Here is a 22079-nt window from a genome sequence, read left to right on the forward strand (position 1 = left end):
TGCAATGTCCGGCGGTGTGTCCTGACGGAATAACGCCCGCAGCCGCATAGCGGTTCGCGCGGCGGGCCGGTGGCGCTGCCGCATCGGTCTTGATGGGAAGGCCGGGCCTTCAGGCGGCGCGGCGGGCCTCGATGCGGTCCCAGATCTGCGCGGCGATATCCGGCCCGCCCAGCCGCTTGATGGCGCGCAGGCCCGTGGGGGAGGTCACGTTGATCTCGGTCAGGTTGCCGTCGATCACGTCGATGCCCACGAAGATGAGCCCCTTCTCCCGGAGTGAAGGGCCGATGCGGGCGCAGATTTCCAGCTCGCGGTCGGTGAGGTCGGTGGGCTTCGCTGCGCCGCCACGCACCATGTTGGAGCGCAGGTCGCCCTCGCTCGGCACCCGGTTCACCGCGCCCGCCGCCTCGCCGTCCACGAGGATGATGCGCTTGTCGCCATGCTTCACCGCCGGCAGGAAGCGCTGGATCACCCACGGCTCGCGGAAGGTGGCGGAGAAGAGGTCGTAGAGCGAGCCGAAATTGAGGTCGTCGGCGGTGAGACGGAAGACAGCCGCCCCGCCATTGCCGTAGAGCGGCTTCATCACCACGTCGCCGAACTCGGCGCGGAACGCCTTGATCTCGTCGAGGTCGCGGGAGATCAGGGTCGGCGGCATCAGGTCCGGGAATTCGGTGACGAAGATCTTCTCCGGCGCGTTGCGCACATGGCCGGGGTCGTTCACCACCAGCGTCTTGGGGTGGATGCGCTCCAGAAGGTGGGTCGCCGTCACATAGGCCATGTCGAAGGGCGGATCCTGGCGCATCAGCACCACGTCCATCTCGGTGAGGGGAATGCGCTCGCGCGCGCCGAGGGTGAAGTGGGCACCGGCCTCGTCCTTCACGGTCAGCGGCTCTACGGCCGCGAACACTTCGCCGTCGCGCATGGCCATGCGGTCGGGCGTGTAGTGGAACAGCGCATGGCCGCGCCGCTGGGCCTCCAGAAGGAGGGCGAAGGTGGAATCGCCTTGAATGTTGATGCTGGCAATGTGGTCCATTTGGACCGCGACCTTCAGGGCCATGGCAATCTCCCGCTGGCCTCTCAGGCCACGCTCTCTGTCGGCTCTATCTATAGGCGGGCGCCGCCCACCGCCACTCGGCTCACAATTCCATCTCGAAGGCGCCGGGCAGGTGCTCGGCCTCGCCCGTGCGGGCGAGGAGCACCGCGTCGAAGCGCATGTTCAGCGTTGAAAGCTCGGGGTGCTCGGCGAGGTAGGCTTCCGCCGCCGCCGCGATGCGCCGGCGCTGGCGGGGCTGGAGGGAGAAGGCGGCATCGTCCAGCCGCGCCCGCAGCTTCACTTCGCAGAACACGAGCAGATCGCCCTGCCGGGCGACGAGGTCGATCTCCCCCGCCTTGGTGCGCACCCGCCGGGCGAGGATTTCAAACCCGCGGGCGCCGAGCAGGATCGCGGCGCGCTCTTCCGCGGCGACCCCGCGATCGTGAGCCGCGCGGCGGCGCAGCTTTCCCGCGTCGGGCGGAGGGCTGGCCGGCGCTTCAGGCATCCTCGCCCGGCGCCTCGGCCTCTTCCCCGCCCTTCGCCTGCGTGAGGGCGAGGGCGCGCGCATAGACCTCCCGCTTCGGCCGGCCCGTGGCCCCGGCAACGGCCGCGACGGCATCCTTCAGGGACGTATCCTTCAGGGCGCGCAAGAGCGCCGCGTCCACGTCCGCATCGCCGGCGGCCTCTTCCAGAGGCGGCCCGATGACGAGGACGATCTCCCCCTTGGGGTCTTCTGCGTCTGCATAGTGCGCGGCGAGGGCGGGCAGATCGGCGCGCCGCACCTCCTCGAACGCCTTGGTCAGTTCGCGGCACACGGCGGCGCGGCGGGGGCCGAGCACCTCGGCAAGGTCCGCGAGGCTCTCGGCGAGGCGCGGGCCGGTCTCGTAGAACACGAGGGTGCCCGGTACGGCGGCGAGGGCGGCGATGCGGTTGCGCCGCTGGCCGGACTTGGGCGGCAAAAAGCCGTCGAACAGGAAGCAGTCGGTGGGCAGCCCCGCCGCCACCAGCGCCGCAAGCAGAGCCGAGGCGCCGGGCACGGGATGCACGGGGAAGCCCAGTTCCGCCGCCTCCACCACCAGCTTGAAGCCGGGGTCCGACACCAGCGGCGTGCCGGCATCTGAGATGAGCGCCACCCGCTCCCCGGCGGCGAGGCGGGCGAGCAGCTTCGGCCGGGCGCTGGCGCCGTTGTGGTCGTGATAGGCGACGAGGTGGGTCTGGATGCCGTAGCGGTCGAGCAGCCGGCGGGAGATGCGGGTGTCTTCGCAGGCGATCACATCGGCCGCCGCCAGTGTCTCCAGCGCGCGCACCGTCACGTCGGCGAGGTTGCCGATGGGGGTCGCGACCACATGCAGTCCCGGGGCAAGGCCGGGGGCGGGCAGGGTGGAGCCGGCGAGGAGGAAGGTTTTCACGGCAGCCGCGGCGCGGCCTTCGGGGCGGCTGTGCGGATGCGGACGATGGGGCGTGGTCATGGCCCCACCATAGTCCCGCCCGCGCCGGACGGGAACGGCTCCCCCTGCATGGCTTTACGCCAAGTTGCTTTACTCCATGTGTCGCGCCGCCGCGACCACCGCCTGACCGAAGGCGAGGCCGCCGTCGTTGGCCGGGACCTGTGAAGGGATGAGGGGCGTCAGCCCACGCACCCGAAGCCGGGTGACGGTCTCCGCCAGCAGTCGGGCATTCTGGAACACGCCGCCGGAGAGCGCGACGGCCGGGGTGCCGGCCTCGTCTGCCGCCCGTGCGGCGAAGGTGACGAACGCTTCCGCCAGCCCGGCATGGAATGCAGCGGCGATTTCAGGGAGCGGCCGGGCAGCGGCGCGATCCGACACAAGCGCGCGCCAGAGCGGGGCGGGATCGATCTCGGTGAGGTCGCCCTGTGCCGAGATGTCGAAGGGGTAGGGCTCCGCCTGCCGTTCCGCGATGGCCTCCAGCGCCATGGCCGCCTCTCCCTCGTGGGAGAGCCGGTCGGGCGCGAGCCCGAGGAGCGCTGCGACGGCATCGAACAGCCGGCCGGCGGACGAGGCGCGGGGGGCGTTGAGTCCCTTGTCCATCATGGCGCGCAGGGTGGGCACCGGCTTGCCGGCGAACAGCGCGGCGAGGCGCGCATCTGCGTCCACCGCTGCCCGGCCGAGCGCCCGGTCGAGATGCGCGAGCAGCACCCGCCACGGCTCGCGGCTCGCCGCATCCCCACCGGCGAGGGGGACGGGCGAGAGGCGGGCGATGCGGCGGCTCTCGCGATAGTCGCAAACCAGCACCTCGGCACCCCACACGGTGCCGTCGTCGCCCAGCCCCAGCCCGTCGAGGGCGATGCCCACCACCTTTCCGTCCGCCTGCCGCCAGCCATTCTCGGCCATGGCGGCTGCGATGTGGGCATGGTGATGCTGCACGCGCTCCAGCTTCAGCCCGCGCGCTTCGGCGAGGGCGGCGCCGAGGCGGCTGGCGCGGTAGTCCGGGTGAAGATCGGCCGCGATCACCTGCGGCACATGGGCGAAGAGGGCGGAATAATCGGCCAAGGCGGTCTCGAAGGCGTCGCCCGTGGCCGGCTCGTCGAGGTCGCCGAGATGATGGGAGAGGAGGGCGCGGGCACCGTGGGTGAGGCAGAGCGCGCTTTTCAGTTCGCCGCCCATGGCGAGCACCGGCGGGGCGTCGGCGAAATCCTCCGGCAAAGCGAGGGGGAGGGGCGCAAGGCCCCGCCCCCGCCGCATCACGCGGAGCCCTCCGGCGGCGTGGCGCGCCACACTGTCATCCAGCCGGCGGGCGATGGGGCGGTCGTGCATGAGGAAGGCGTCCACGATGCCGGCGAGGCCGGATCGGGCTTCCTCGTCCCGGAAGATCTGCGGCTCGCTGGAGCGATTGCCGGAGGTCATCACCAGCGGGCGCCCGGCCGCCTCCAGCAGCAGATGGTGCAGCGGGGTGTAGGGCAGCATCAAGCCGAGGTGGCTCTGGCCCGGCGCAATCCCGGGGGCGAGGTCCGCATCCGGTCGCGTCGGCAGAAGGAGGATGGGCGCGGCGGGGGTCAGCAGGGCCGCTTCCTCTTCCGGCAAGATGACGCAAAGGCGGTGCGCTGTGGCAAGGTCCGCCATCACCGCCAGCGGTTTGGTGGGGCGGTGCTTGCGGGCGCGCAGGGTGGCGACGGCCTCGGGGTTGGTGGCGTCACAGGCGATGTGGAAGCCGCCGATGCCCTTGATCGCGAGGATATGGCCGGCGCGCAGAAGTTCGGCCCCGTCGCGGATGGGGTCGGACGACACCATCTCCGCCCCCTCCCGCTCCAGCCACAGGCGTGGGCCGCAGGCGGGGCAGGCGATGGGCTGGGCGTGGAAGCGCCGGTCAGCCGGGTTCTCGTATTCCGCACGGCAGGCGGGGCACATGGCAAAGCCGGCCATGGTGGTCGCGGGCCGGTCGTAGGGGAGCCCTGCGACGATGGAGAAGCGCGGGCCGCAGTCCGTGCAATTGGTGAAGGCGTAGCGGTGCCGCCGGGCGGTGGGATCGGCGATCTCGGCAAGGCAGGCCGGGCAGGTCGCCACATCCGGCACCACGCCGATGGAGACCGTGCCAGCGCCGCTCTCGATGATGCGGAAGCCGGGCTCGGGCCGTTCGGCCGGCTTGCGCTCAACCCGCTCGATGCGCGCCAGCGGCGGCGCCTCCGCGATGAGCGCGGCAGCGAAGGCGTCGAGGGCCGCGCGCGGCCCGCCCGTATGGATCAGCACCCGCCCGCCTGCGTTGGACACTGTGCCGTTGAGCCCGAGGCGCAGGGCGAGGCGATAGACGAAGGGCCGGAAGCCCACTCCCTGCACAATGCCGGAAATCTCGATGATCTCGCCCTGAGCCGCTCCCATGGCCGCTCAATGCACCGTGCAGACCATGCAGGGATCGAACGAGCGCACGATGTGCTGCACGGCGAGCGGCGTCGTCTCCCCCTGCCGCACCGGCGCGCCGACGAGGGCGGTTTCCAGCGGTCCCGGCTGGCCGGAGGCGTCGCGGGGGGAGAAGTTCCAGGTGGTGGGGGCAATGATCTGGTAGCGGGCGATGCGGCCGCGCTCCACCACCATCCAGTGGCCGAGCGCGCCCCGCGCCGCCTCGGTGAGGCCGAAGCTGCGGCCCGCCTGCGGCATGGCGCCCTGCGCGCACCAGGGTTCGCCGGGCCTCAAGGCCCGCACCCAGCCTTCCATGGCGATGAGCGTGCGCGCGGTCTCGATCAGGCGGCCGACCACTCGGGCGCGCACGTTGGCCCCTTCCTTCGTGGCGAGGTCGCGGGCGAGGGGCTGTCCGGCGATGACCTGCCGGGCGAAGGCGCCGGTCTCGAAGGGCAGGCCGGCGAGGCGGGGCGCCTTGCACCAGGTGTAGCCGGTCTCGTCCGCGCCATCGGGAAAGGTCGAGCCCTCGAAGGGATGATGCGGCACCTCCCGCCCCTCCATGCGGGCGAAGGAATGATCCTCGGCGATGGCGGCGGGATCGACCGTCCCCAAACGTCCCGCCGCGAAGGTCCCGCCCGCATAGAGCCGGCCCTCTTCCTGCGGATAGGCGCCATAGGAGAGGAAGCGGTCGTCGGCCCGGCCCAGCGCGGCGAGGTCGAGGTCTTCGGCGATGGTGAGGAACAGGCGGAAATCGCCGTCCGGCCCCGTGCGGCGCCAGGCGTCCAGCTCTTCCGTGTCGGCCAGCGCGGCGATGCGCTCCAGCGGGGCGCCGTAGAGGCCGGCCTCAAGGTCCGCGCGCACCGCGCCGAGGGTGGCGAGCAGACGCATCTTGTCCCGCGCATCCGCCCCCTTGGCGACCCCGCCGGGCTGGAGCGCCAGCGTGTGCGGCCAGCGGCCGGCGAGAAGGCCCATGACGTGGAGCAGCGTCGTGCGGGTGGCGAGAGCATCGCGCACGCTCACCCCCTGCGCCGCCTTGAACCGCCGCTCCGCCTCCGCGAACCACGGCCGGTCGGCATAGGCTGCGCGGGCGAAGTCCGGCATGAAGAAGACGTGGAAATGGGTGAGGTGGTCGGCCACATTCTCGGTGGCGAGGATGAGGTTGGTGGCGACGCGCCCGTTGTCGGTGGGGACTACCCCCTCCAGCGCCGCCAGCGCCAGCGCCGCCGCGTGGGATTGTGACACCGAGCAGATGCCGCAGATGCGGGGCGCGATGACGAGGGCGTCACGCGGGTCCCGCCCTTCCAGGATGCGCTCGAAGCCGCGAAACAGGGGCGAGGAGACGAAGGCCTGCTTGACGGCCCCGTCCGCCACGTCGAGGCGCACCTCCAGGTCGCCCTCCACGCGGTTGAAGGGGCCGACCACCAGCCGTTTCGTGCCGTTGCTCATGGTGCCCGGCTCATCGCTTCTTGATGTCCCGGACGGCAGGTGGGGTCACCACGTGGTCGCTCACAGCATTGCGGCGCAGGCGCTCGGGCGTCGCGGCCTTGGCGAGGGAGGAGAGGGCGATGAACCACGCTTTCGGCATGTCGGTGGGCAGGCCCACGGGGATGCCGCCGATCTTCGGCGTCTCGATGAAGGCGTGGCCCGGCTCCTCGAACTCGGGCGCGGTGCAGTTGATGCAGGCGTGGCCGCCGCGGGTGCAGGAGCCTTCGCCGTTCCACAGGCGGGTGTTGCAGTCCGCGTGGGCCTGGGTGCCGAGGCAGCCGAGATGCTCCATCATGCAGCCGAGGTCGCTCATCTTCTCGGCGCTGGCCTTGTACTCGTAATATTCGTTGCGCGGGCAGCCGTGGTGGACGAGGTGGTCGGCGTAGAAGCGCGGGCGGCCGTAGCTGTCGAGGTCGCCACCGTGCAGCAGGCCGGCGGAGAGCAGCATCAGCGTTTCCGTCACCCAGTTGGGATGGGTCGGGCAGCCGGCCACATTGATGACCGGCAGGCCGGCGCGGGCGCGGAAATCAGCGCCGAGCGCGCCCCCGGGCCGGCGCCCGTCATATTGCAGGCCGCAGGCGTCGGCCGGATTGACCCCCGCCGCCGTCACTCCGCCATAGGCCGCGCAGGTGCCCACCGCCACCACGTGCTCCGCCACGGCGGCGAGCCGGCGCACCCAGTCGATGGTGGCGGTGTTGGTACCCGCGAGCATGTGGAAGCGGCCGGTGCCGTTCGGCCCCCGCAAAAGCGCGCCCTCGATGCACAGGGCATCGAGCCTTATATCGCCGGAAAGCACCGCCTCGAAAACGGCGATGGCCTCGTCTCCCGTCTCCTCGGAGAGGGTGGGGTGCCACAGGAAGCGGATATTGGCGGAGGCGAGCGTCGCGGCGAGGTCCGGCGCCTCGGCGCAGAGCAGCGACATGGTGCAGCCGCCGCAGCCGCCCGACTGCAGCCAGAGCACGGTGAAGGGCGCGTTCAAGTCCCGCATCATGGCGCCGCCGGCAGCACGAGGGAGAGGATGGCACCGCCCTCGGGGTGGTTCGCGGCTTCGAGCCGCCCCTCGTGCTCCTCGGCGATGCGGTAGCAGATGGAGAGGCCGAGGCCGGTGCCCTTGCCCACCGGCTTGGTGGTGAAGAAGGGGTCGAAGATGCGGTCCATGAGCGCGTCGGGAATGCCCGGCCCGGTGTCACGCACGCGCACCGCCACCTGGAGCCCGTCCGGCGTGTGGAAGCGGGTGCCGGTGATCTCGAGGCGACGGTCGGGGCGCCCCTCCATGGCGTCCACGGCGTTCTGCACGAGGTTCATCATCACCTGATGGATATGGCCGGGATGGCCCACCGCTTCCAAGCCCTCGGGCACGGCGACGGTGATGGGCAGGTCTGGCATCTGGGATTTGGCCACCCAGTCCACCGCCGAGCGCACCACGCCGGCGAGGTCGAACACCTCCCGCGCCTCGCGCCGGTCGGAGGAGAAGCGGCGCAGGTCCGCCACGATGTCGCGCACGCGCTCGGCACCCTCCAGCATGCCGGAGAGGGTGGCGGGGATGTCGGACAGCGCACGGTCGATGCGCAATTCGCCCCGCGCCTTCGCCAGCGCCGCGCCGTCCGCGCCCGCATGGACCTGATCGAGATAGGCGATCAGCCGCTCGGCATAGCGCTTCATCGCATGGGCGTTGCCGTAGACGAAGGAAATGGGATTGTTCAGCTCATGGGCGACGCCGGCCACCAGGCGGCCGAGGGAAGCCATCTTCTCGGCATGGACCAATTGCTGCTGGGTGCGCTTCAGGTGCTCGTGGGCCTTGGCGAGGGCGCCGTAGGCGGCGCGCAGCTCGCCGATGGGGCGGCCCACCAGCACGATGCCCACCGCGCGCCCGCGCGGATCGAACCGAAGCGCGCCGTTGACGGCGATGGCGAGCGGCCCGTCCGGCGTCGCCAGAGTGAACTCGCGATCGGCGATGCGCTGGCGCCGCGCGACGGTGGCGAGCACGTCCGCCGCCGTGGTCTCGGAGGAGGCATCGAGCAGATCGGACAGGGGACGGCCCAGCAGAGCCTCGGCCCTCTGGCCGAAGGCGCGTTCCGCGGCGAGGTTCACCTGCTCCACCCGGCCGGAGAGGTCGCACGCCACCAGCACGTCGGTCATGGAGCCGAGGAGGCCGGCGATGAAGCCCTGCGCTTCTTCCAGCGCGGTGTTCTTGGCCTCCAACTCCACCTGCTGGCGGACCAGCTCCGCGTAGGTCTCGTCCATCTTGCGGATGACGGCGATCCACGCCTCGTCCGCATCGATGGCGCCGAAGTCCGCCCCCGCCCGCGGCAGGGGGAGCGCGCTGTCGGGCAGCGGATCCCTCAGTGTATCCTTGGGCCCGGACATGGGCATGAGCGGTCCCCGGCGGAAAAGTGACCGCGAAGGGTAATCCCGCTTGCGGTACCGGCGCAATGCGCCCCTCAGCGGGACTCCACGCCGTCCCGGAGCGCGCGCAGGCGGTCGTAGACGTCGGGGAAGGCGTCGAGCTTGGTCACGCCCACCATGCGGATATAGGCGGTGGGTCCGAAGCGGATCCACTGCACCACCTTGATGGGCACGCCGGTGCGGGCGTCGGCGCCGGTGGCCATCACCTCGAAGCCGGCCTGTCCATTGATGCGCTGGGGCTCGGCGCGGTCGAGCTTGAGGTCCTTCACGCCGGGAATGGTGGAGAGGGCGCGCAGCGCGAACTGGCGGCGCTCGTCGTCGCGCGGCGCCCCGCCGGCGATGGAGACGACGAACACCGGCTGGTCGGGGCCGTCGAGGGCATCCTTCGGTCCGTCGGTGAGCAGCAGCGTCGTGCCGCCCAGCGCCCGCACCGGGCGGAAGCCGGCGAGGTTGGTAACCGCGAAGGGAAGGGAGCCCGCCTGATCGGCCACGTTGCGGAAAGTGATGCTCGCCAAAGCCTCCCGCACCACCTTGTCGGGATAGGCCGCGGCGCCCGTCTCCGGCACCTGCACGGTGACGATGCCCGTTCCCTTGTCGCTGCCCACCAGCAGCACCCATTTGCGCACGGTGACCGGCCCGGCGGTCTGCCGGCCGATGAACAGGACCGCCTTCGCGTCCTTGAGCGGGAAGTCCTCGCGGTCTTCCAGGGTCACGCCCCTCGTACTCAGGGCCTGTGCGCTGAAGCCGGGCAGGAGCTGATCATAGGCATCGGCCGGCATGTCCACGATCAGGATGGAGGACTTGGTGTCGTCGTCCTCGAAGCCGGCGAACTGGTTACTCTCCACCATGCCCGGCGGCGGCACGAGGCCGAGGGCGGAGCCGCGCGGATACATCAGCTCCACGGCTCCAGCCGGCAGCGCCAGCGTGACGGCGAGCAAAAGGGCGAAGGCTGCGGAGAAGAAGGCGGAGAAAGAGGCGGACTTGGAGACGAGGCGCATCGAGGGCTCCGGCGGGAACCCGGCCCAAGCGGGCCTTCGCCAGCGGGCCGGTTCAACTGTGTCCGGTGATAATCCGGCTTTTCTGTGAATGACGTGGCGGAAAAGTGGCCGATCACGCGGCGGTGACGCGTCGCAGCGTGAGGTTGAAGCGCCCACCCTCCGCCAGCAGGCGGGACGTGCCGGGCAGCAGGCGGTCGATGCCGTGGAACGCGAGGCGGCTCGGTCCCGACAGCAGGAAGACGTCGCCCGAGGCGAGGTGGATGGAGCGCGTCGGCCCCCGCCGCGTCTCGCCGCCCACGCGGAAGACGGCGGTGTCACCCAGCGACACGGACAGGACCGGCGCGGTGAAATCGGCCTCGTCGCGGTCCTGATGCAGGCCCATGCGGGCGTCGGGCGCATAATAATTGATGAGGCATGCCTCGGGCGGCGGCGCCCCGCCGGCAAGGCGCTCCCATAGTTCCAGCAGCCGCGGCGGCATGGCTGGCCAAGGGCGGCGCGTGTCCGGATGGAAGCTCTGGTAGCGGTAGCCGGTGGCATCCGACACCCAGCCGAGCGGCCCGCAATTGCTCATGCGCACGGAAAACGGCTGGCCGGAGCGAGGCATGGTGGGGGTGAAAAGAGGTGCGTCGTCGAGCACCAAGCGGATGTCGGCGAGCAGCGCCGCCTGGGCTTCCCGGTCCAGCGCCTCGCGGAACCAGAGGGCGCCGGGCTGGAGTTCGAGGGCGCCCGCCAAAGATCCCGTCATCCCTCAAGCCACGCGATGGTGGCGAATTGAAGAGGAAGCGGCAGCGGCATGGTGGCTTTCCCTTGTCCCGGCGCCGGTTTTAACAAGGTAGTAACTATATATTTCATCTGAAGTTTCGGCCATATGCCGACAGAATCCACGCGGACGATGCCTCCCGGTGCTGGGGTCGGGAAGAGGAGTTGTCGTCATGCGCAATCATCTCCTGTCGATTGGTCTTGTCTCTCGCGGCGTCGTGCTGTCCGGCCTCGCCGCCGTCGCTTTCGTCCCGCTGGTCGTCGCCGGAAGCGTCGCGCCCGCCGCAGCCCAGACCACGGTGGCGGTCCCGGGCGGCTATGTGACGTTCACGCCGGTGCAGCGGCGCTACATCGAGACCTATGTGGTCCGCCACCCGGTTCCGCCTGCGTACATTCCCGGCGGCTTCGTGGCGGAGGTTGGCGCGGTGGTGCCGCCGGATGTGGACCTGCGCCGCTTCGGTCCCGCACCGGAGCCTTATGGCCGCTACGGACAGGCGGTGGGGCGGCCGGGCTATGGCCAGCCGGCCTACGAGCCGGATTTCGGCGACGATGACGGCTATCAGACCTTGGACCAAGCGGGCTATGCGCCGGACCCCGGCCTCTCCCAATACCGCTACGTCACGCTCCCCGGCAACGAGGCGGCGGTGGTGGAGCCGCGCTCGCGCCGGATCATCCTGATCGTGGAGTAAGCCTCGCGCCGCGTGGCGGCGGCGCCGTGCCTCGGGCATAGTGCCGCCGGCCATCCGGCCGTTCGAGGGAGGCGCCATGGGCCCGCACGGGAAATTCTACTGGAACGAGCTGATGACCGACGACGTGGAGAAGGCCCAGGCCTTCTATGCCGCGACGCTGGGCTGGACCTTCAGCGAAATGCCCATGGACGGCGGCCACGCCTATTATGTCGCGACCCTCGGCGGCGAGCCGGTGGCCGGGATGATGGACAAGACCGACATCTTGCCGCCGCAGGTGCCGCCCCACTGGTTCAGCTACATCAATGTGGACGACGTGGCCGCGCGCGTGGAACGGCTGAAGGCGGCGGGTGGGCAGGTGATCCGCGAGCCTTTCGACATTCCCGGCGTCGGCCGCATCGCCATCGTCTGCGATGCCACCGGCGCGCCGTTCGGCATGATGACCGCCGCCGATCAGGACTGACCGGGCGTCAGGCGAGCAGGTCCGTCGTCGCCAGCCGGCGGACCGCGACCCGCTCCATGTCGGCAAGGGCGGCCGCGAGCGAGCCGTCCACGTCGATGGACCGGCAGGCGTCCTCGATCACATAGGTGGTAAAACCGTGCCGGGCGGCATCCACCGCCGACCACGACACGCAGAAATCGAGGGCGAGGCCGGCGAGATACACCGTATCGATCCCTCGCTCCCGGAGGTATCCAGCGAGGCCGGTGGGGGTGGTGCGGTCCGCCTCGTAGAAGGTGGAATAGCTGTCGATGGCCGTGTGGTGGCCCTTGCGGACCACCAATTGGGCGTGCGGCACGTCGAGGCCAGGCGCGAAGGCAGCGCCCGGCGTGCCCTGCAGGCAGTGGTCCGGCCAGAGGATCTGCGGGCCATACGGCAGGTCGATCATGTCGTAGGCCGCCCGGCCCGCATGGGTCGAGGCGAAGGAGACGTGGCCGCGCGGGTGCCAGTCCTGCGTCAGGATCACGTTGCGGAAGCTTGTGGCAAGCCGGTTTGCGAGGGGCACCACCTCGTCGCCGGCGGGTACCGCAAGGGCGCCGCCAGGCAGGAAGTCGACCTGCAGATCCACGAGCACGAGGGCGGCGTGCGGATCGGCGCCGGGACCCGGCCCGGCGGCTGGCTTCGAGGGGGCCATCCGATTTCCTCGCGCGGCTGTGAAAAATGGAGCGTGGCGCCTGCTACCACGCCTTGCGGGGCCAAATCACCCCCCCTATATGCGCCTCGATCGCCGTTTTCGCGGCGAACCCCAATTCTAAGTTTCAGGGGGCCGGCGGACCGGTCGCGGGAGGGGCTCGCGACGTTCCACCTCGGGTGCCGAAAGGGCCCGGTCGGCCTGCCGGCAAGGAGAACCATATGGCCAAGATCATCGGTATCGACCTCGGCACCACCAATTCCTGCGTCGCGGTGATGGAGGGGTCCACCCCGAAAGTCATCGAGAACGCCGAGGGCGCGCGCACCACGCCCTCCATCGTCGCCTTCACGGAGGACGGCGAGCGTCTCGTCGGCCAGCCTGCCAAGCGGCAGAGCGTCACCAATCCCGAGCGCACCTTCTTCGCGGTGAAGCGCCTCATCGGCCGCCGCTATGACGACCCGACCGTCGCCAAGGACAAGAACCTTGTGCCGTACCAGATCGTGCGCGCCGACAACGGCGACGCCTGGGTGGAAGCCGACGGCAAGAAGTATTCCCCCTCGCAGATCTCCGCCTTCATCCTGCAGAAGATGAAGGAGACGGCCGAGTCGTTCCTGGGCGAGAAGGTGGAAAAGGCGGTCATCACCGTCCCCGCCTACTTCAACGACGCCCAGCGCCAGGCCACCAAGGACGCCGGCAAGATCGCCGGCCTCGAGGTGCTGCGCATCATCAACGAGCCGACCGCGGCGGCGCTCGCCTACGGCCTCGACAAGAAGTCGGCCGGCACCATCGCGGTCTATGACCTCGGCGGCGGCACCTTCGACGTGTCGGTGCTGGAGATCGGCGACGGCGTGTTCGAGGTGAAGTCCACCAACGGCGACACCTTCCTCGGTGGCGAGGACTTCGACATGCGCCTCGTCGGCTACCTCGCCGACGAGTTCAAGAAGGAGCAGGGCATCGACCTGCGCAACGATAAGCTCGCCCTCCAGCGGCTGAAGGAAGCCGCCGAGAAGGCCAAGATCGAGCTGTCGTCCGCGACGCAGACCGAGATCAACCTGCCGTTCATCACGGCGGATGCGACCGGCCCGAAGCACCTCACCATGAAGCTCACCCGTGCCAAGTTCGAGGCGCTGGTGGACGACCTCATCCAGCGGACCGTCGAGCCCTGCCGGCTCGCGCTGAAGGATGCCGGCCTCACCGCCGGGCAGATCGACGAGGTCGTCCTCGTCGGCGGCATGACCCGCATGCCCAAGGTGCAGGAAGTGGTGAAGCAGTTCTTCGGCAAGGAGCCCCACAAGGGCGTCAACCCGGACGAGGTGGTCGCCATCGGCGCCGCCATCCAGGCGGGCGTGCTCCAGGGCGACGTGAAGGACGTGCTGCTGCTCGACGTGACCCCGCTGTCGCTGGGCATCGAGACGCTGGGCGGTGTCTTCACCCGCCTCATCGACCGCAACACCACCATCCCCACCAAGAAGAGCCAGGTGTTCTCCACGGCGGAAGATGGCCAGACCGCGGTGACGATCCGCGTGTTCCAGGGTGAGCGCGAGATGGCGGCGGACAACAAGATCCTCGGCCAGTTCGACCTCATGGGCATTCCCCCGGCGCCCCGCGGCGTGCCGCAGGTGGAGGTGACCTTCGACATCGATGCCAACGGCATCGTGCAGGTCTCCGCCAAGGACAAGGGCACCGGCAAGGAACAGCAGATCCGCATCCAGGCCTCGGGCGGCCTGAATGACGCCGACATCGAGAAGATGGTGAAGGACGCCGAGGCCCACGCGGCCGAGGACAAGAAGCGTCGGGCCCTGGTGGAAGCCAAGAACCACGCGGAAGCCCTCGTCCACTCCACCGAGAAGGCCGTCGCCGAGCATGGCGACAAGGTCGGCGCGGCGGAGAAGGGTGCCATCGAGGCGGCGCTCAATGACCTCAAGTCCTCGCTGGAAGGCGACGACGTGGAGGCCATCACCGCCAAGACCAACACCCTGGCCCAGGCCTCCCTCAAGCTCGGCGAGGCCATGTACGCGGCCCAGCAGGGCGGCGCGGAGCCCGGCGCGGCCAAGAAGGACGACGTGGTGGACGCCGAGTTCACCGAGGTCGACGACGACAAGAAGAAGTCGGCCTGATCCTTCGCCCAAACGGACGAGAGTCCAGAAAGATGCCTGCCCCGGCGCGAACCGGGGCAGGCATTGGATCGCGGTATGACGATGAAGCGTGCGGCAACGGTCTTGATAGGCGCCGCAGCGGGCGCCTTTATCGTTTCATCGGCAGGTGCGGACCAGCCAAGGCGCCTGACCGCCCAATATCATTACGACCGGGCGATCACCGCGGAAATGGTGCTCCTCGACGCGATCAAGACCAACAAGCCTCGTCGCCTCATGACACTTCATCTCGCGCTACTCGACGAGTTCGATGTGCTGCGCGGCAAGGCGGTGGTGGACGAGGGTGGCATCTTTTGTACAGGGTTGATCGCGTCTTTGGCCGCGGTTGCCCTCCTCGCCCATGAGCATTTGGACAAGCGCACGTCGCCGACAAGTATGGCCAATGGCGCCTGGATGAATTATCGGCGAAGCATGGCGCAATGCGAAAAGCAGCCCGGAGTGACGATCATCGATCGGACGCTGCCGGAGAAATTGAGTGAGGTCTTCTGAGGCCATGGCCAAGCGCGACTATTACGAAACCCTCGGCTGCGATCGCGGCGCCGACGAGACGGTGCTGAAGGCCTCCTACCGCAAGCTCGCCATGAAGTGGCATCCGGACCGCAACCAGGGCGATGCGGAAGCCGAGGTGATGTTCAAGGAGGTCAACGAGGCCTACGAGGTCTTGAAGGACCCCCAGAAGCGCGCCGCCTATGACCGCTTCGGCCATGCCGCGTTCGAGAACGGCGGCGGCGGCCCCGGCTTCGGCAACGATTTCGCGTCCTCCTTCGCCGACATCTTCGACGATCTCTTCGGCGGCGCCATGGGCCGCGGGCGCGGCGGCGGCGGTGGCCAGCAGCGCGGGCGTGGCTCCGACCTGCGCTACAACATGGAGATCACGCTGGAGGACGCGTTCGTCGGCAAGACGGCGCAGATCAAGATCCCCACCTCGGTGTCGTGCGAGGCCTGCAACGGCTCCGGCGCCAAGCCCGGCACCCAGCCGAAGGCCTGCCGCACCTGCGGCGGCGCCGGCAAGATCCGCCACGCGCAGGGCTTCTTCACCCTGGAGCGCACCTGCCCCACCTGCCAGGGCCGCGGCAGCGTCATCGAGGACCCGTGCGGCGCCTGCGCCGGCGCGGGGCGCGTGACGCGCGAGCGCACCCTCTCCGTGCAGATTCCGCCCGGCGTCGAGGACGGCACCCGCATCCGCCTCGGCGGCGAGGGGGAGGCCGGCGTGCGCGGCGGGCCGGCGGGCGACCTCTACATCTTCCTGTCCATCGAGCCGCACGCCTTCTTCCAGCGGGAAGGGGCGGATCTCTATTGCCGCGTGCCCATCTCCATGGTCACGGCGGCCCTCGGCGGCTCGGTGGAGGTGCCGACCATCGACGGCGACAAGACCAAGGTGAAGATCCCCGAGGGCACCCAGTCGCAGAAGCGCTTCCGCCTCTCCGGCAAGGGCATGCCCATCCTGCGCTCGCGCTCCGCTGGCGACATGTATGTGCAGGTGGTGGTGGAGACGCCGCAGAAGCTGACCAAGCGTCAGAGGGAACTGCTCGCCGAGTTCGACAAGGAAAGCTCCGGCGAGACCCATCCCGAATCCGCCGGCTTCTTCGCCAAGGTGAAGGAGTTCTTCCAGGGCGCGGCCGGCGAGGGGGCGTGATCCCCGCCGGCGGTCAGCCGGCGCGCGCCGCGGCCACGCACTGCGCAATGCCGTCCGCATAGGACGTCTTCGCGATGGGGCCTATGGCCCGTTCGAGGGCACTGCCGTCGAAGATGACCGGCGTGGTCATCAGATAGTGCATCTCGACCAGCTCGCGCATGACCGGATCGAACAGGCCGGCGAGGCGCAGCATCGTCTTGCCCGCCACCATCAGCTTCGGCGTGCTTCCCGCAAGGGCATAGGCCTGCCGCGCCACCTCCCGCACCGTGATCGTTCCGGCGCCAGCGAGATTGTAGGTGCGGCCGAAGGTGTCCTCCCGTTCCAGCAAGGCCCGCACCACCGGCCCCACGTCCGGCACGAAGACGAATTCGTGCGGGGTGTCGATGGGCCCCACCACCTTGGCCCGGCGCCCCGTCACGGCGGCGGCGAAAAGGTCGGCGAGGAAGCTGCGCTCCACGCCCGGGCCGTAGAAATCGGGGAGGCGCAGGATCGCGCCCTGGAGCGCGCTACGCGCGTCGGCCTCCATGAGGATGTCCTCCTGCTCCTTGCGCATCCGCCCCTTGAAGGTATGTGGGTCGCGCGGATGGCTCTCGTCCACCCGCTCCGCTTGCGGCCGGCCGAAGGGATAGGCGGTGCCGATGAGCAGCACCCGCCGCACGCCTTCCGCCTCGGCCGCCTCGACCACGGCCCGCATGAGACGGGGGTGGAGGTGGAAGGCGTCATAGGGCACGCCCACCATGTGGACCAGCGTATCCATCCCGCGCACCGCCGCGCGCAGGCTTGCGGCATCGTCCGGGTTCCAGATGCGCGGTGAGGCGAGGGGGAGCGCGCCGAAAGCGGCCGAGAGGCCGGCGGCGGAGCGCCCGGCCACCGCGAACGGCGTGTCGGCCGCGCTTAGGGCCTGGGCGATGCTCGCGCCGATGGCGCCGGTTGCGCCCAGGAGAGCGATTCGGGGCGCGTCGGCCGCTTGCACGGGAGAGGGGGAGATCATATTGGTAAAGTCCTGAACAGTGTTCACTAAACATCGTTCATAAACTGAACATCGTTCATGTCAAGCGCCAAGGGTCCGTCGTGTCCGAAGTGAAGTCGTCGTCCCCGCCCGCCGGCGGTTCGCCCCGCGCCCGCCGGAAGGAGGATGCCCGCGCACGCATCCTCGCCGCAGCGCGCCGCATCGTGCTCGACCAGGGGTTCGAGGCGCTCACCATGCGAAGGATCGCCGACGCCGCCGGCTATTCCGCCGCGGCGCTCTATCTTCATTTCGAGAATCGCGAGGCCATCGCCCATGAATTGGGCGAGGCCGGCATGCGCGCGTTGCTCGATGGCCTTGCCGAGGCCGGGAAGAGCGCGGACCCGCTGGACCGGCTCAAGGCCCTGGCGCTGGCCTATGCGGCGTTCGGGCGCGCCGAGCCCGAAACCTACCGGCTGATCTTCATGGAGCCGGGCTTCGCGGCCACCGCTCTGGGGGGGAAGGACGCGGCCGGGGCGGCGGCGTTTGCGCTCATCGGCGGCGTGTTCCAGGATCTCGCGACCGCCGGTCGGCTGAGGGAGGGGCTCGACCCGGAGGGCCTTGCCCTGACGTTCTGGATCGTCCTGCACGGCGTGGTCAGCCTGAAGCTGACCTGTTCCGCCTTTCTCGTCGCGCCCGAGGAGGATCTTCTTTCGGGAGCGCTCGACAACCTGCTACACGGGGCCTTGCGCGCGGACCGCGAACCTTGACCCCGCCCCCTTTCCCGTCTAAGCGCCTGATATCCGACCCGCTCGGGCGCCCGAGGTGCAGTTGATGCTCCAGTCCCACGACCACCGCAGGCCGCTTCAAAAGCCCCTGCTCCAGAAGCCGAACCTCAAGGATGAGGTGCGTTTCCTGCAGTCGTGGTTCCAGAATCCGCTCAAGACCGGCGCGGTCGCGCCCTCGAGCCCGGCACTCGCCAAGATGATGGCGAGCTATCTCGATCCCAAGATGGACGGCCCGGTCATCGAGCTTGGACCCGGCACCGGCCCGGTCACCAAGGCGCTGATCCAGCGCGGGTTTGCCCCCGAGCGCCTGTTCCTGATCGAGTACAACCCCGAATTCTGCGCCCTGCTGCGCCTGCGCTATCCCGGTGTCACCGTCATCAACGGCGACGCCTACCAGCTCGGCAAGACGCTGAAGGACCGCCTGCCCGGCAAGGCGGTGGGCACCATCTCCTCGCTCCCGCTCTTCACCATGCCGGAGAGCGAGCGCCATCGGATGGTCAACGAGGCGTTCGACCTCTCCCATCCCGGCACGCCCTTCGTGCAGTTCACCTATGCGGTGGTTTCCCCCGTGCCGCTGCTCCCGGGCGCCATCGAGGGCGAGCGCTCCCCGCGCGTGTGGCGCAACATTCCTCCGGCCCGCGTCTGGGCCTATCGCCGGCCCTGATCCTCTTTCCGGCCGGTCCGGCGCCGGACCTCAGTTTCGCCGCCGCGAGCCTCGCGGCTGCAAGTCTCGCCGGTGCCGCCCGTGACGGATTTCCTCTATCTGACCCATCCGCAGGTCCAGGTGGACCCGGCTGTGCCCGTGCCGCGCTGGGGGCTGTCGGCCGTTGGCCGTGCGCGCACGCTGGCCTTCGCCGCGCGCTTCGATCTCTCCGGCATCAGCCATGTGATCTCCTCCACCGAGGAGAAGGCGAAGGAGACGGCGGCCCTCATTGCCGCGCCGCTGCGGCTTCCGGTCGTGATCCGCGACGGCATGGAGGAGAACGACCGCTCCGCCACCGGCTACCTGCCCGAAGCCGAATTCCAGCAGATGGCCGACGCCTTCTTCGCCCGCCCCACCGAGAGCGTGCGCGGCTGGGAGCGGGCGGTGGACGCGCAGGCCCGCATCGTCGCGGCGGTTGAGGCAGCGCTGGCGACCCTCGGCGGGGCCGGGCAACGCCTGCTCTTTGTTGGCCATGGCGGGGTGGGCACCTTGCTTCTGTGCCACCTGGCGGGCTACCCCATCTCCCGCGTCCACGACCAGCCACCGGTCGGGGGCGGCTGCTGGTTCCGCGCCGGTCCGGCGCGGCGGCCGGACCGCTGGCGCGCAATGGAGGAGACGGCATGACGCAGGTTGCTCAGGACACCCCGATCCGCGCGGATGTCCGCGACAAGCTCATCGTCGCCCTCGACTATCCCTCCGTCGCCGCCGCAGAGGCCGCCGTCGCGCAGCTCGGCGATGTGGTGAGCTTCTACAAGATCGGGCTGGAGCTGGCGGTCTCGGGGGGCATCGACCTTGCCGGCGACCTCATCGCCGCCGGCAAGAAGGTGTTTCTCGACCTCAAGCTCCACGACATCGGCAACACGGTGGAGCGGGCGACCGCCGCCGCCGCCGAGCGGGGCTTCGACATCCTCACCGTCCATGCCTACCCCATGACCATGGCTGCCGCCGCGCGCGGCGCCGCCGGCAGCAAGCTGGAGGTGCTGGGCGTCACCGTGCTCACCTCCTATGACGATGCGGACCTCGCTGCGACCGGCGTCGTCGGCGGTGTGACCGAGACCGTGCGCCTGCGCGCCGGGCAGGCGCGGGAGGCAGGCATCGCCGGCGTCATCTGCGCCCCCACGGATGCCGCCATGGTGCGCGGCATCCTCGGCCCCGACATGCGGGTGGTGACGCCGGGCGTGCGGCCCAAGGGCGCCGCCGTGGGCGACCAGAAGCGCTTCGCCACGCCGGCCGAGGCGCTGGCGGCGGGCGCCGACCGCATCGTGGTGGGCCGGCCGGTGACGGCGGCCGAGGACCCGGTGGCGGCGGCGCGGGCGATCCTTGCCGAACTTCAGGGTGCGTGACGGGGGCGGAGCGATGGCAAAGGGCTACTGGTTCCTCAATCTCGATGTGGTCAATCCGGTGGACTACATCACCTATCGCGAGGCGAATTTGGCCTTTGCGCGCTCGCACGGCTTCCGCTTCGTGATCCGTGGGGGCGATTTCGAGCAGCTCGAAGGCATCAAGCGCCATCGCAACGTGCTTGTGGAGCTGCCCTCCTACGAGGACGCGCTAAGCACCTACAACTTGCCCGAATACCAGACCGTGCGCGACCTGCGCCGGGCCACTGCCATCGCCGACCTTGCCGCGGTGGAGGGCTTCGAGGGTCCGCAGTTCTCGCCGGAGCCGCCGGAGGGCACGCCCGAGCACCCTCGCGGCTACTGGATGGTCAAGGTGGATGTGACCGACCCTGATCGCTACAAGGACTACGCCGCGGCGGCCGCCGAAGCCTTCACCGAATACGGCGCGTGGTTCCTGGTGCGCGGGGGGCGCAATCATCTCCTGGAAGGCCGCGGCCGTTCGCGGTATGTCGTCACCGCATTCAAGGATGTGGCGACGGCGCGCGCCTGCTATTTCTCGCCCGCCTACCAGAAGGCGCGGGCCATCCGGCAGGAAGCGTCGGAAGCCGACTTCCTCATCATCTCCGGCTATACCGGGCACGAGCTGCCCCCCGCCTGAACGCGACCATTCAAAGGACCTCACCCGTGACCGATCTGCGCATCGTCATCGCCGGGGCCGGCGGCCGCATGGGCCGCACCCTCATCCGCGCCATCGCCGAAAGCGAGGGGCTGAAGCTCGTGGGGGCGCTGGAATATGCCGGCTCCGCCCATCTCGGCGAGGATGCCGGCCTGATGGCGGGCGCGGGCCCGAACGGCGTCACCGTGGAAAGCGACGTCGCCCCGGCGCTCAACGGCACCGACGTTGTGATCGACTTCTCGACCCCCGCCGCCACGGTGCGCCTCGCCGGCCGCCTGGCCGAGGCCGGGATCGCCCATGTGATAGGCACCACGGGCCTGTCCAACGAGGACAACGCCGCCATCGCCGATGCGGCGCTGCGCACGGTCATCGTCAAGTCCGGCAACATGAGCCTCGGGGTGAACCTGTTGGCCGCCCTCACCCGCCGGGTGGCGGCGACGCTGGGCGACGATTTCGACATCGAGATTGTCGAGATGCATCACAACCGCAAGGTGGATGCGCCTTCGGGCACCGCGCTGCTCCTCGGCGAGGCGGCGGCGGCGGGCCGCAAGCTCAAGCTGGACGACTGTTCCGAGCGCGGCCGTGACGGTCTCACCGGGCCGCGGGTGAAGGGCAATATCGGCTTCGCCAGCCTGCGCGGCGGTTCCGTGGTGGGCGAGCACATGGTGATCTTCGCTGGCGCCTCCGAGCGCATCGAGCTGGTTCACAAGGCCGAGGACCGCACGCTCTTCGCCAATGGCGCGCTCACCGCCGCCCGTTGGACGAAATGCGGAGAGACCAAGCGGGAGCCGGGGCTCTATTCCATGGCCGATGTGCTCGGCCTCGCCGATTTCTGAGCGTCTGGAGACTTTTCATGTCGGATCGCATCCTCGTCCTCGTCCGTCACGGGCAGAGCGAGTGGAACCTGAAGAACCTTTTCACCGGCTGGCGTGACCCAGGCCTGACCGAGCAGGGCGTCGCGGAGGCAAAGCGCGCGGGCGCGCTGCTGAAGGCCGAAGGCCTGAAGTTCGACGTGGCGTTCACCTCGCTCCTGTCCCGCGCCCAGCGCACCCTGTCGCTGGTGCTCGGCGAGATGGGGCAGGAGGGCGTCGAGACGCTGACCAGCCAGGCGCTGAACGAGCGGGACTATGGCGACCTCTCCGGCCTGAACAAGGACGACGCCCGCGCCAAGTGGGGCGAGGAGCAGGTGCACGTGTGGCGTCGCTCCTACGACATTCCCCCGCCCGGCGGCGAGAGCCTGCGCGATACGGTGGCCCGCACGCTGCCCTATTACAATCAGGAGATCCTGCCGCGCGTGCTGAGGGGCGAGACCACGATCGTGACCGCCCACGGCAATTCGCTGCGCGCCCTCATCATGGTGCTGGAGAAGCTCTCTCCCGAAGGCATCATGAAGCGCGAGGTGCTCACCGGCGTGCCGATGGTCTACCGCCTGCGGGCCGATTCCACCGTCGAGGACCGGCGCGACCTCGCCGCCTGAGGACGGCCCTCTGAG

General features: G+C 69.8%; 23 protein-coding genes. 12 read left to right on the forward strand and 11 right to left on the reverse strand.

Going from position 1 to position 22079, the window contains the following annotated elements; all coding sequences use genetic code 11:
• Window positions 1-109: 109 nt before the first annotated feature.
• The 9 genes from gshB to ACT535_RS09860 form a co-directional block, all read right to left on the reverse strand.
• The gene (gshB, locus tag ACT535_RS09820; RefSeq protein WP_476364212.1) at window positions 110-1054 is read right to left on the reverse strand and encodes a glutathione synthase; all 945 of its coding nucleotides are present in this window, start codon (window positions 1052-1054) and stop codon (window positions 110-112) included.
• Between the two features lie 79 nt (window positions 1055-1133).
• A complete protein-coding gene (locus tag ACT535_RS09825; RefSeq protein WP_476364213.1) occupies window positions 1134-1535 on the reverse strand; it encodes a YraN family protein in 402 nt (133 codons plus the stop codon).
• Window positions 1528-2499 carry a 16S rRNA (cytidine(1402)-2'-O)-methyltransferase gene (rsmI, locus tag ACT535_RS09830; RefSeq protein WP_476364214.1) on the reverse strand — a complete coding sequence of 324 codons (972 nt, stop codon included), beginning with the start codon at window positions 2497-2499 and terminating at the stop codon, window positions 1528-1530. Before rsmI ends, ACT535_RS09825 begins: the two co-directional genes overlap by 8 nt.
• A 69-nt stretch (window positions 2500-2568) precedes the next feature.
• Window positions 2569-4863 carry a carbamoyltransferase HypF gene (hypF, locus tag ACT535_RS09835; RefSeq protein WP_476364215.1) on the reverse strand — a complete coding sequence of 765 codons (2295 nt, stop codon included), beginning with the start codon at window positions 4861-4863 and terminating at the stop codon, window positions 2569-2571.
• A 6-nt stretch (window positions 4864-4869) separates the two neighbouring features.
• Window positions 4870-6327 (reverse strand): nickel-dependent hydrogenase large subunit, encoded by a 1458-nt coding sequence (locus tag ACT535_RS09840; RefSeq protein WP_476364216.1) that lies wholly within the window; start codon window positions 6325-6327, stop codon window positions 4870-4872.
• A gap of 10 nt (window positions 6328-6337) precedes the next feature.
• Window positions 6338-7357, reverse strand: a complete 1020-nt coding sequence (locus ACT535_RS09845) for an NADH-quinone oxidoreductase subunit B family protein (RefSeq protein ID WP_476364217.1) — start codon at window positions 7355-7357, stop codon at window positions 6338-6340.
• Window positions 7354-8739, reverse strand: a complete 1386-nt coding sequence (locus ACT535_RS09850) for a sensor histidine kinase (protein WP_476364218.1) — start codon at window positions 8737-8739, stop codon at window positions 7354-7356. The genes ACT535_RS09845 and ACT535_RS09850 overlap by 4 nt, the downstream gene beginning before the upstream one ends.
• Before the next feature lie 68 nt (window positions 8740-8807).
• The gene (locus ACT535_RS09855; protein WP_476364219.1) at window positions 8808-9770 is read right to left on the reverse strand and encodes a hypothetical protein; all 963 of its coding nucleotides are present in this window, start codon (window positions 9768-9770) and stop codon (window positions 8808-8810) included.
• A gap of 112 nt (window positions 9771-9882) precedes the next feature.
• Entirely contained in the window at window positions 9883-10515 is a 633-nt protein-coding gene (locus ACT535_RS09860) for an alpha-ketoglutarate-dependent dioxygenase AlkB (RefSeq protein ID WP_210254435.1), read from the reverse strand.
• Between the two features lie 187 nt (window positions 10516-10702).
• Here ACT535_RS09860 and ACT535_RS09865 point away from each other — a divergent pair, with 187 nt between their 5' ends.
• Window positions 10703-11218: a hypothetical protein gene (locus tag ACT535_RS09865; RefSeq protein ID WP_476364220.1), complete on the forward strand. Its 516-nt coding sequence runs from the start codon at window positions 10703-10705 to the stop codon at window positions 11216-11218.
• Between the two features lie 76 nt (window positions 11219-11294).
• Entirely contained in the window at window positions 11295-11678 is a 384-nt protein-coding gene (locus ACT535_RS09870) for a VOC family protein (RefSeq protein WP_476364221.1), read from the forward strand.
• 7 nt (window positions 11679-11685) lie between these two features.
• Here ACT535_RS09870 and pncA read toward each other — a convergent pair whose 3' ends face one another.
• The gene (pncA, locus tag ACT535_RS09875) at window positions 11686-12348 is read right to left on the reverse strand and encodes a bifunctional nicotinamidase/pyrazinamidase (protein WP_476364222.1); all 663 of its coding nucleotides are present in this window, start codon (window positions 12346-12348) and stop codon (window positions 11686-11688) included.
• A gap of 218 nt (window positions 12349-12566) precedes the next feature.
• Here pncA and dnaK point away from each other — a divergent pair, with 218 nt between their 5' ends.
• From dnaK to dnaJ, 3 genes are all read left to right on the forward strand, one after another.
• Entirely contained in the window at window positions 12567-14462 is a 1896-nt protein-coding gene (gene dnaK / locus ACT535_RS09880) for a molecular chaperone DnaK (protein ID WP_168458457.1), read from the forward strand.
• A 75-nt stretch (window positions 14463-14537) separates the two neighbouring features.
• On the forward strand, window positions 14538-14987 hold the full coding sequence (locus ACT535_RS09885; RefSeq protein ID WP_168458456.1) for a hypothetical protein: 450 nt from the start codon (window positions 14538-14540) through the stop codon (window positions 14985-14987).
• A 4-nt stretch (window positions 14988-14991) separates the two neighbouring features.
• The gene (gene dnaJ, locus ACT535_RS09890) at window positions 14992-16134 is read left to right on the forward strand and encodes a molecular chaperone DnaJ (protein ID WP_168458764.1); all 1143 of its coding nucleotides are present in this window, start codon (window positions 14992-14994) and stop codon (window positions 16132-16134) included.
• Window positions 16135-16147: 13 nt separating this feature from the next.
• Here the strand turns inward: dnaJ and ACT535_RS09895 are convergent, their stop codons facing one another.
• A complete protein-coding gene (locus ACT535_RS09895) occupies window positions 16148-17125 on the reverse strand; it encodes an NAD-dependent epimerase/dehydratase family protein (protein WP_476364223.1) in 978 nt (325 codons plus the stop codon).
• Between the two features lie 80 nt (window positions 17126-17205).
• Between ACT535_RS09895 and ACT535_RS09900 the strand changes: the two genes are divergently transcribed.
• From ACT535_RS09900 to ACT535_RS09930, 7 genes are all read left to right on the forward strand, one after another.
• Window positions 17206-17850, forward strand: a complete 645-nt coding sequence (locus ACT535_RS09900) for a TetR/AcrR family transcriptional regulator (RefSeq protein WP_476364224.1) — start codon at window positions 17206-17208, stop codon at window positions 17848-17850.
• A gap of 64 nt (window positions 17851-17914) precedes the next feature.
• On the forward strand, window positions 17915-18532 hold the full coding sequence (locus ACT535_RS09905; protein WP_168458454.1) for an rRNA adenine N-6-methyltransferase family protein: 618 nt from the start codon (window positions 17915-17917) through the stop codon (window positions 18530-18532).
• Window positions 18533-18613: 81 nt separating this feature from the next.
• The gene (locus tag ACT535_RS09910; protein WP_476364225.1) at window positions 18614-19195 is read left to right on the forward strand and encodes a histidine phosphatase family protein; all 582 of its coding nucleotides are present in this window, start codon (window positions 18614-18616) and stop codon (window positions 19193-19195) included.
• Complete coding sequence (gene pyrF / locus ACT535_RS09915) at window positions 19192-19914, forward strand: orotidine-5'-phosphate decarboxylase (RefSeq protein ID WP_476364226.1); 723 nt, start codon at window positions 19192-19194, stop codon at window positions 19912-19914. The genes ACT535_RS09910 and pyrF overlap by 4 nt, the downstream gene beginning before the upstream one ends.
• 13 nt (window positions 19915-19927) lie before the next feature.
• Window positions 19928-20569 (forward strand): DUF1330 domain-containing protein, encoded by a 642-nt coding sequence (locus ACT535_RS09920; RefSeq protein ID WP_476364227.1) that lies wholly within the window; start codon window positions 19928-19930, stop codon window positions 20567-20569.
• A gap of 26 nt (window positions 20570-20595) precedes the next feature.
• Complete coding sequence (dapB, locus tag ACT535_RS09925) at window positions 20596-21423, forward strand: 4-hydroxy-tetrahydrodipicolinate reductase (RefSeq protein WP_168458451.1); 828 nt, start codon at window positions 20596-20598, stop codon at window positions 21421-21423.
• Window positions 21424-21440: 17 nt separating this feature from the next.
• Window positions 21441-22064, forward strand: coding sequence for a 2,3-bisphosphoglycerate-dependent phosphoglycerate mutase (locus ACT535_RS09930; protein ID WP_168458450.1), 624 nt, complete (start codon window positions 21441-21443; stop codon window positions 22062-22064).
• The last annotated feature ends 15 nt before the right edge of the window (window positions 22065-22079 follow it).

The sequence above is a fragment of the Xanthobacter sp. DMC12 genome (assembly GCF_056314105.1).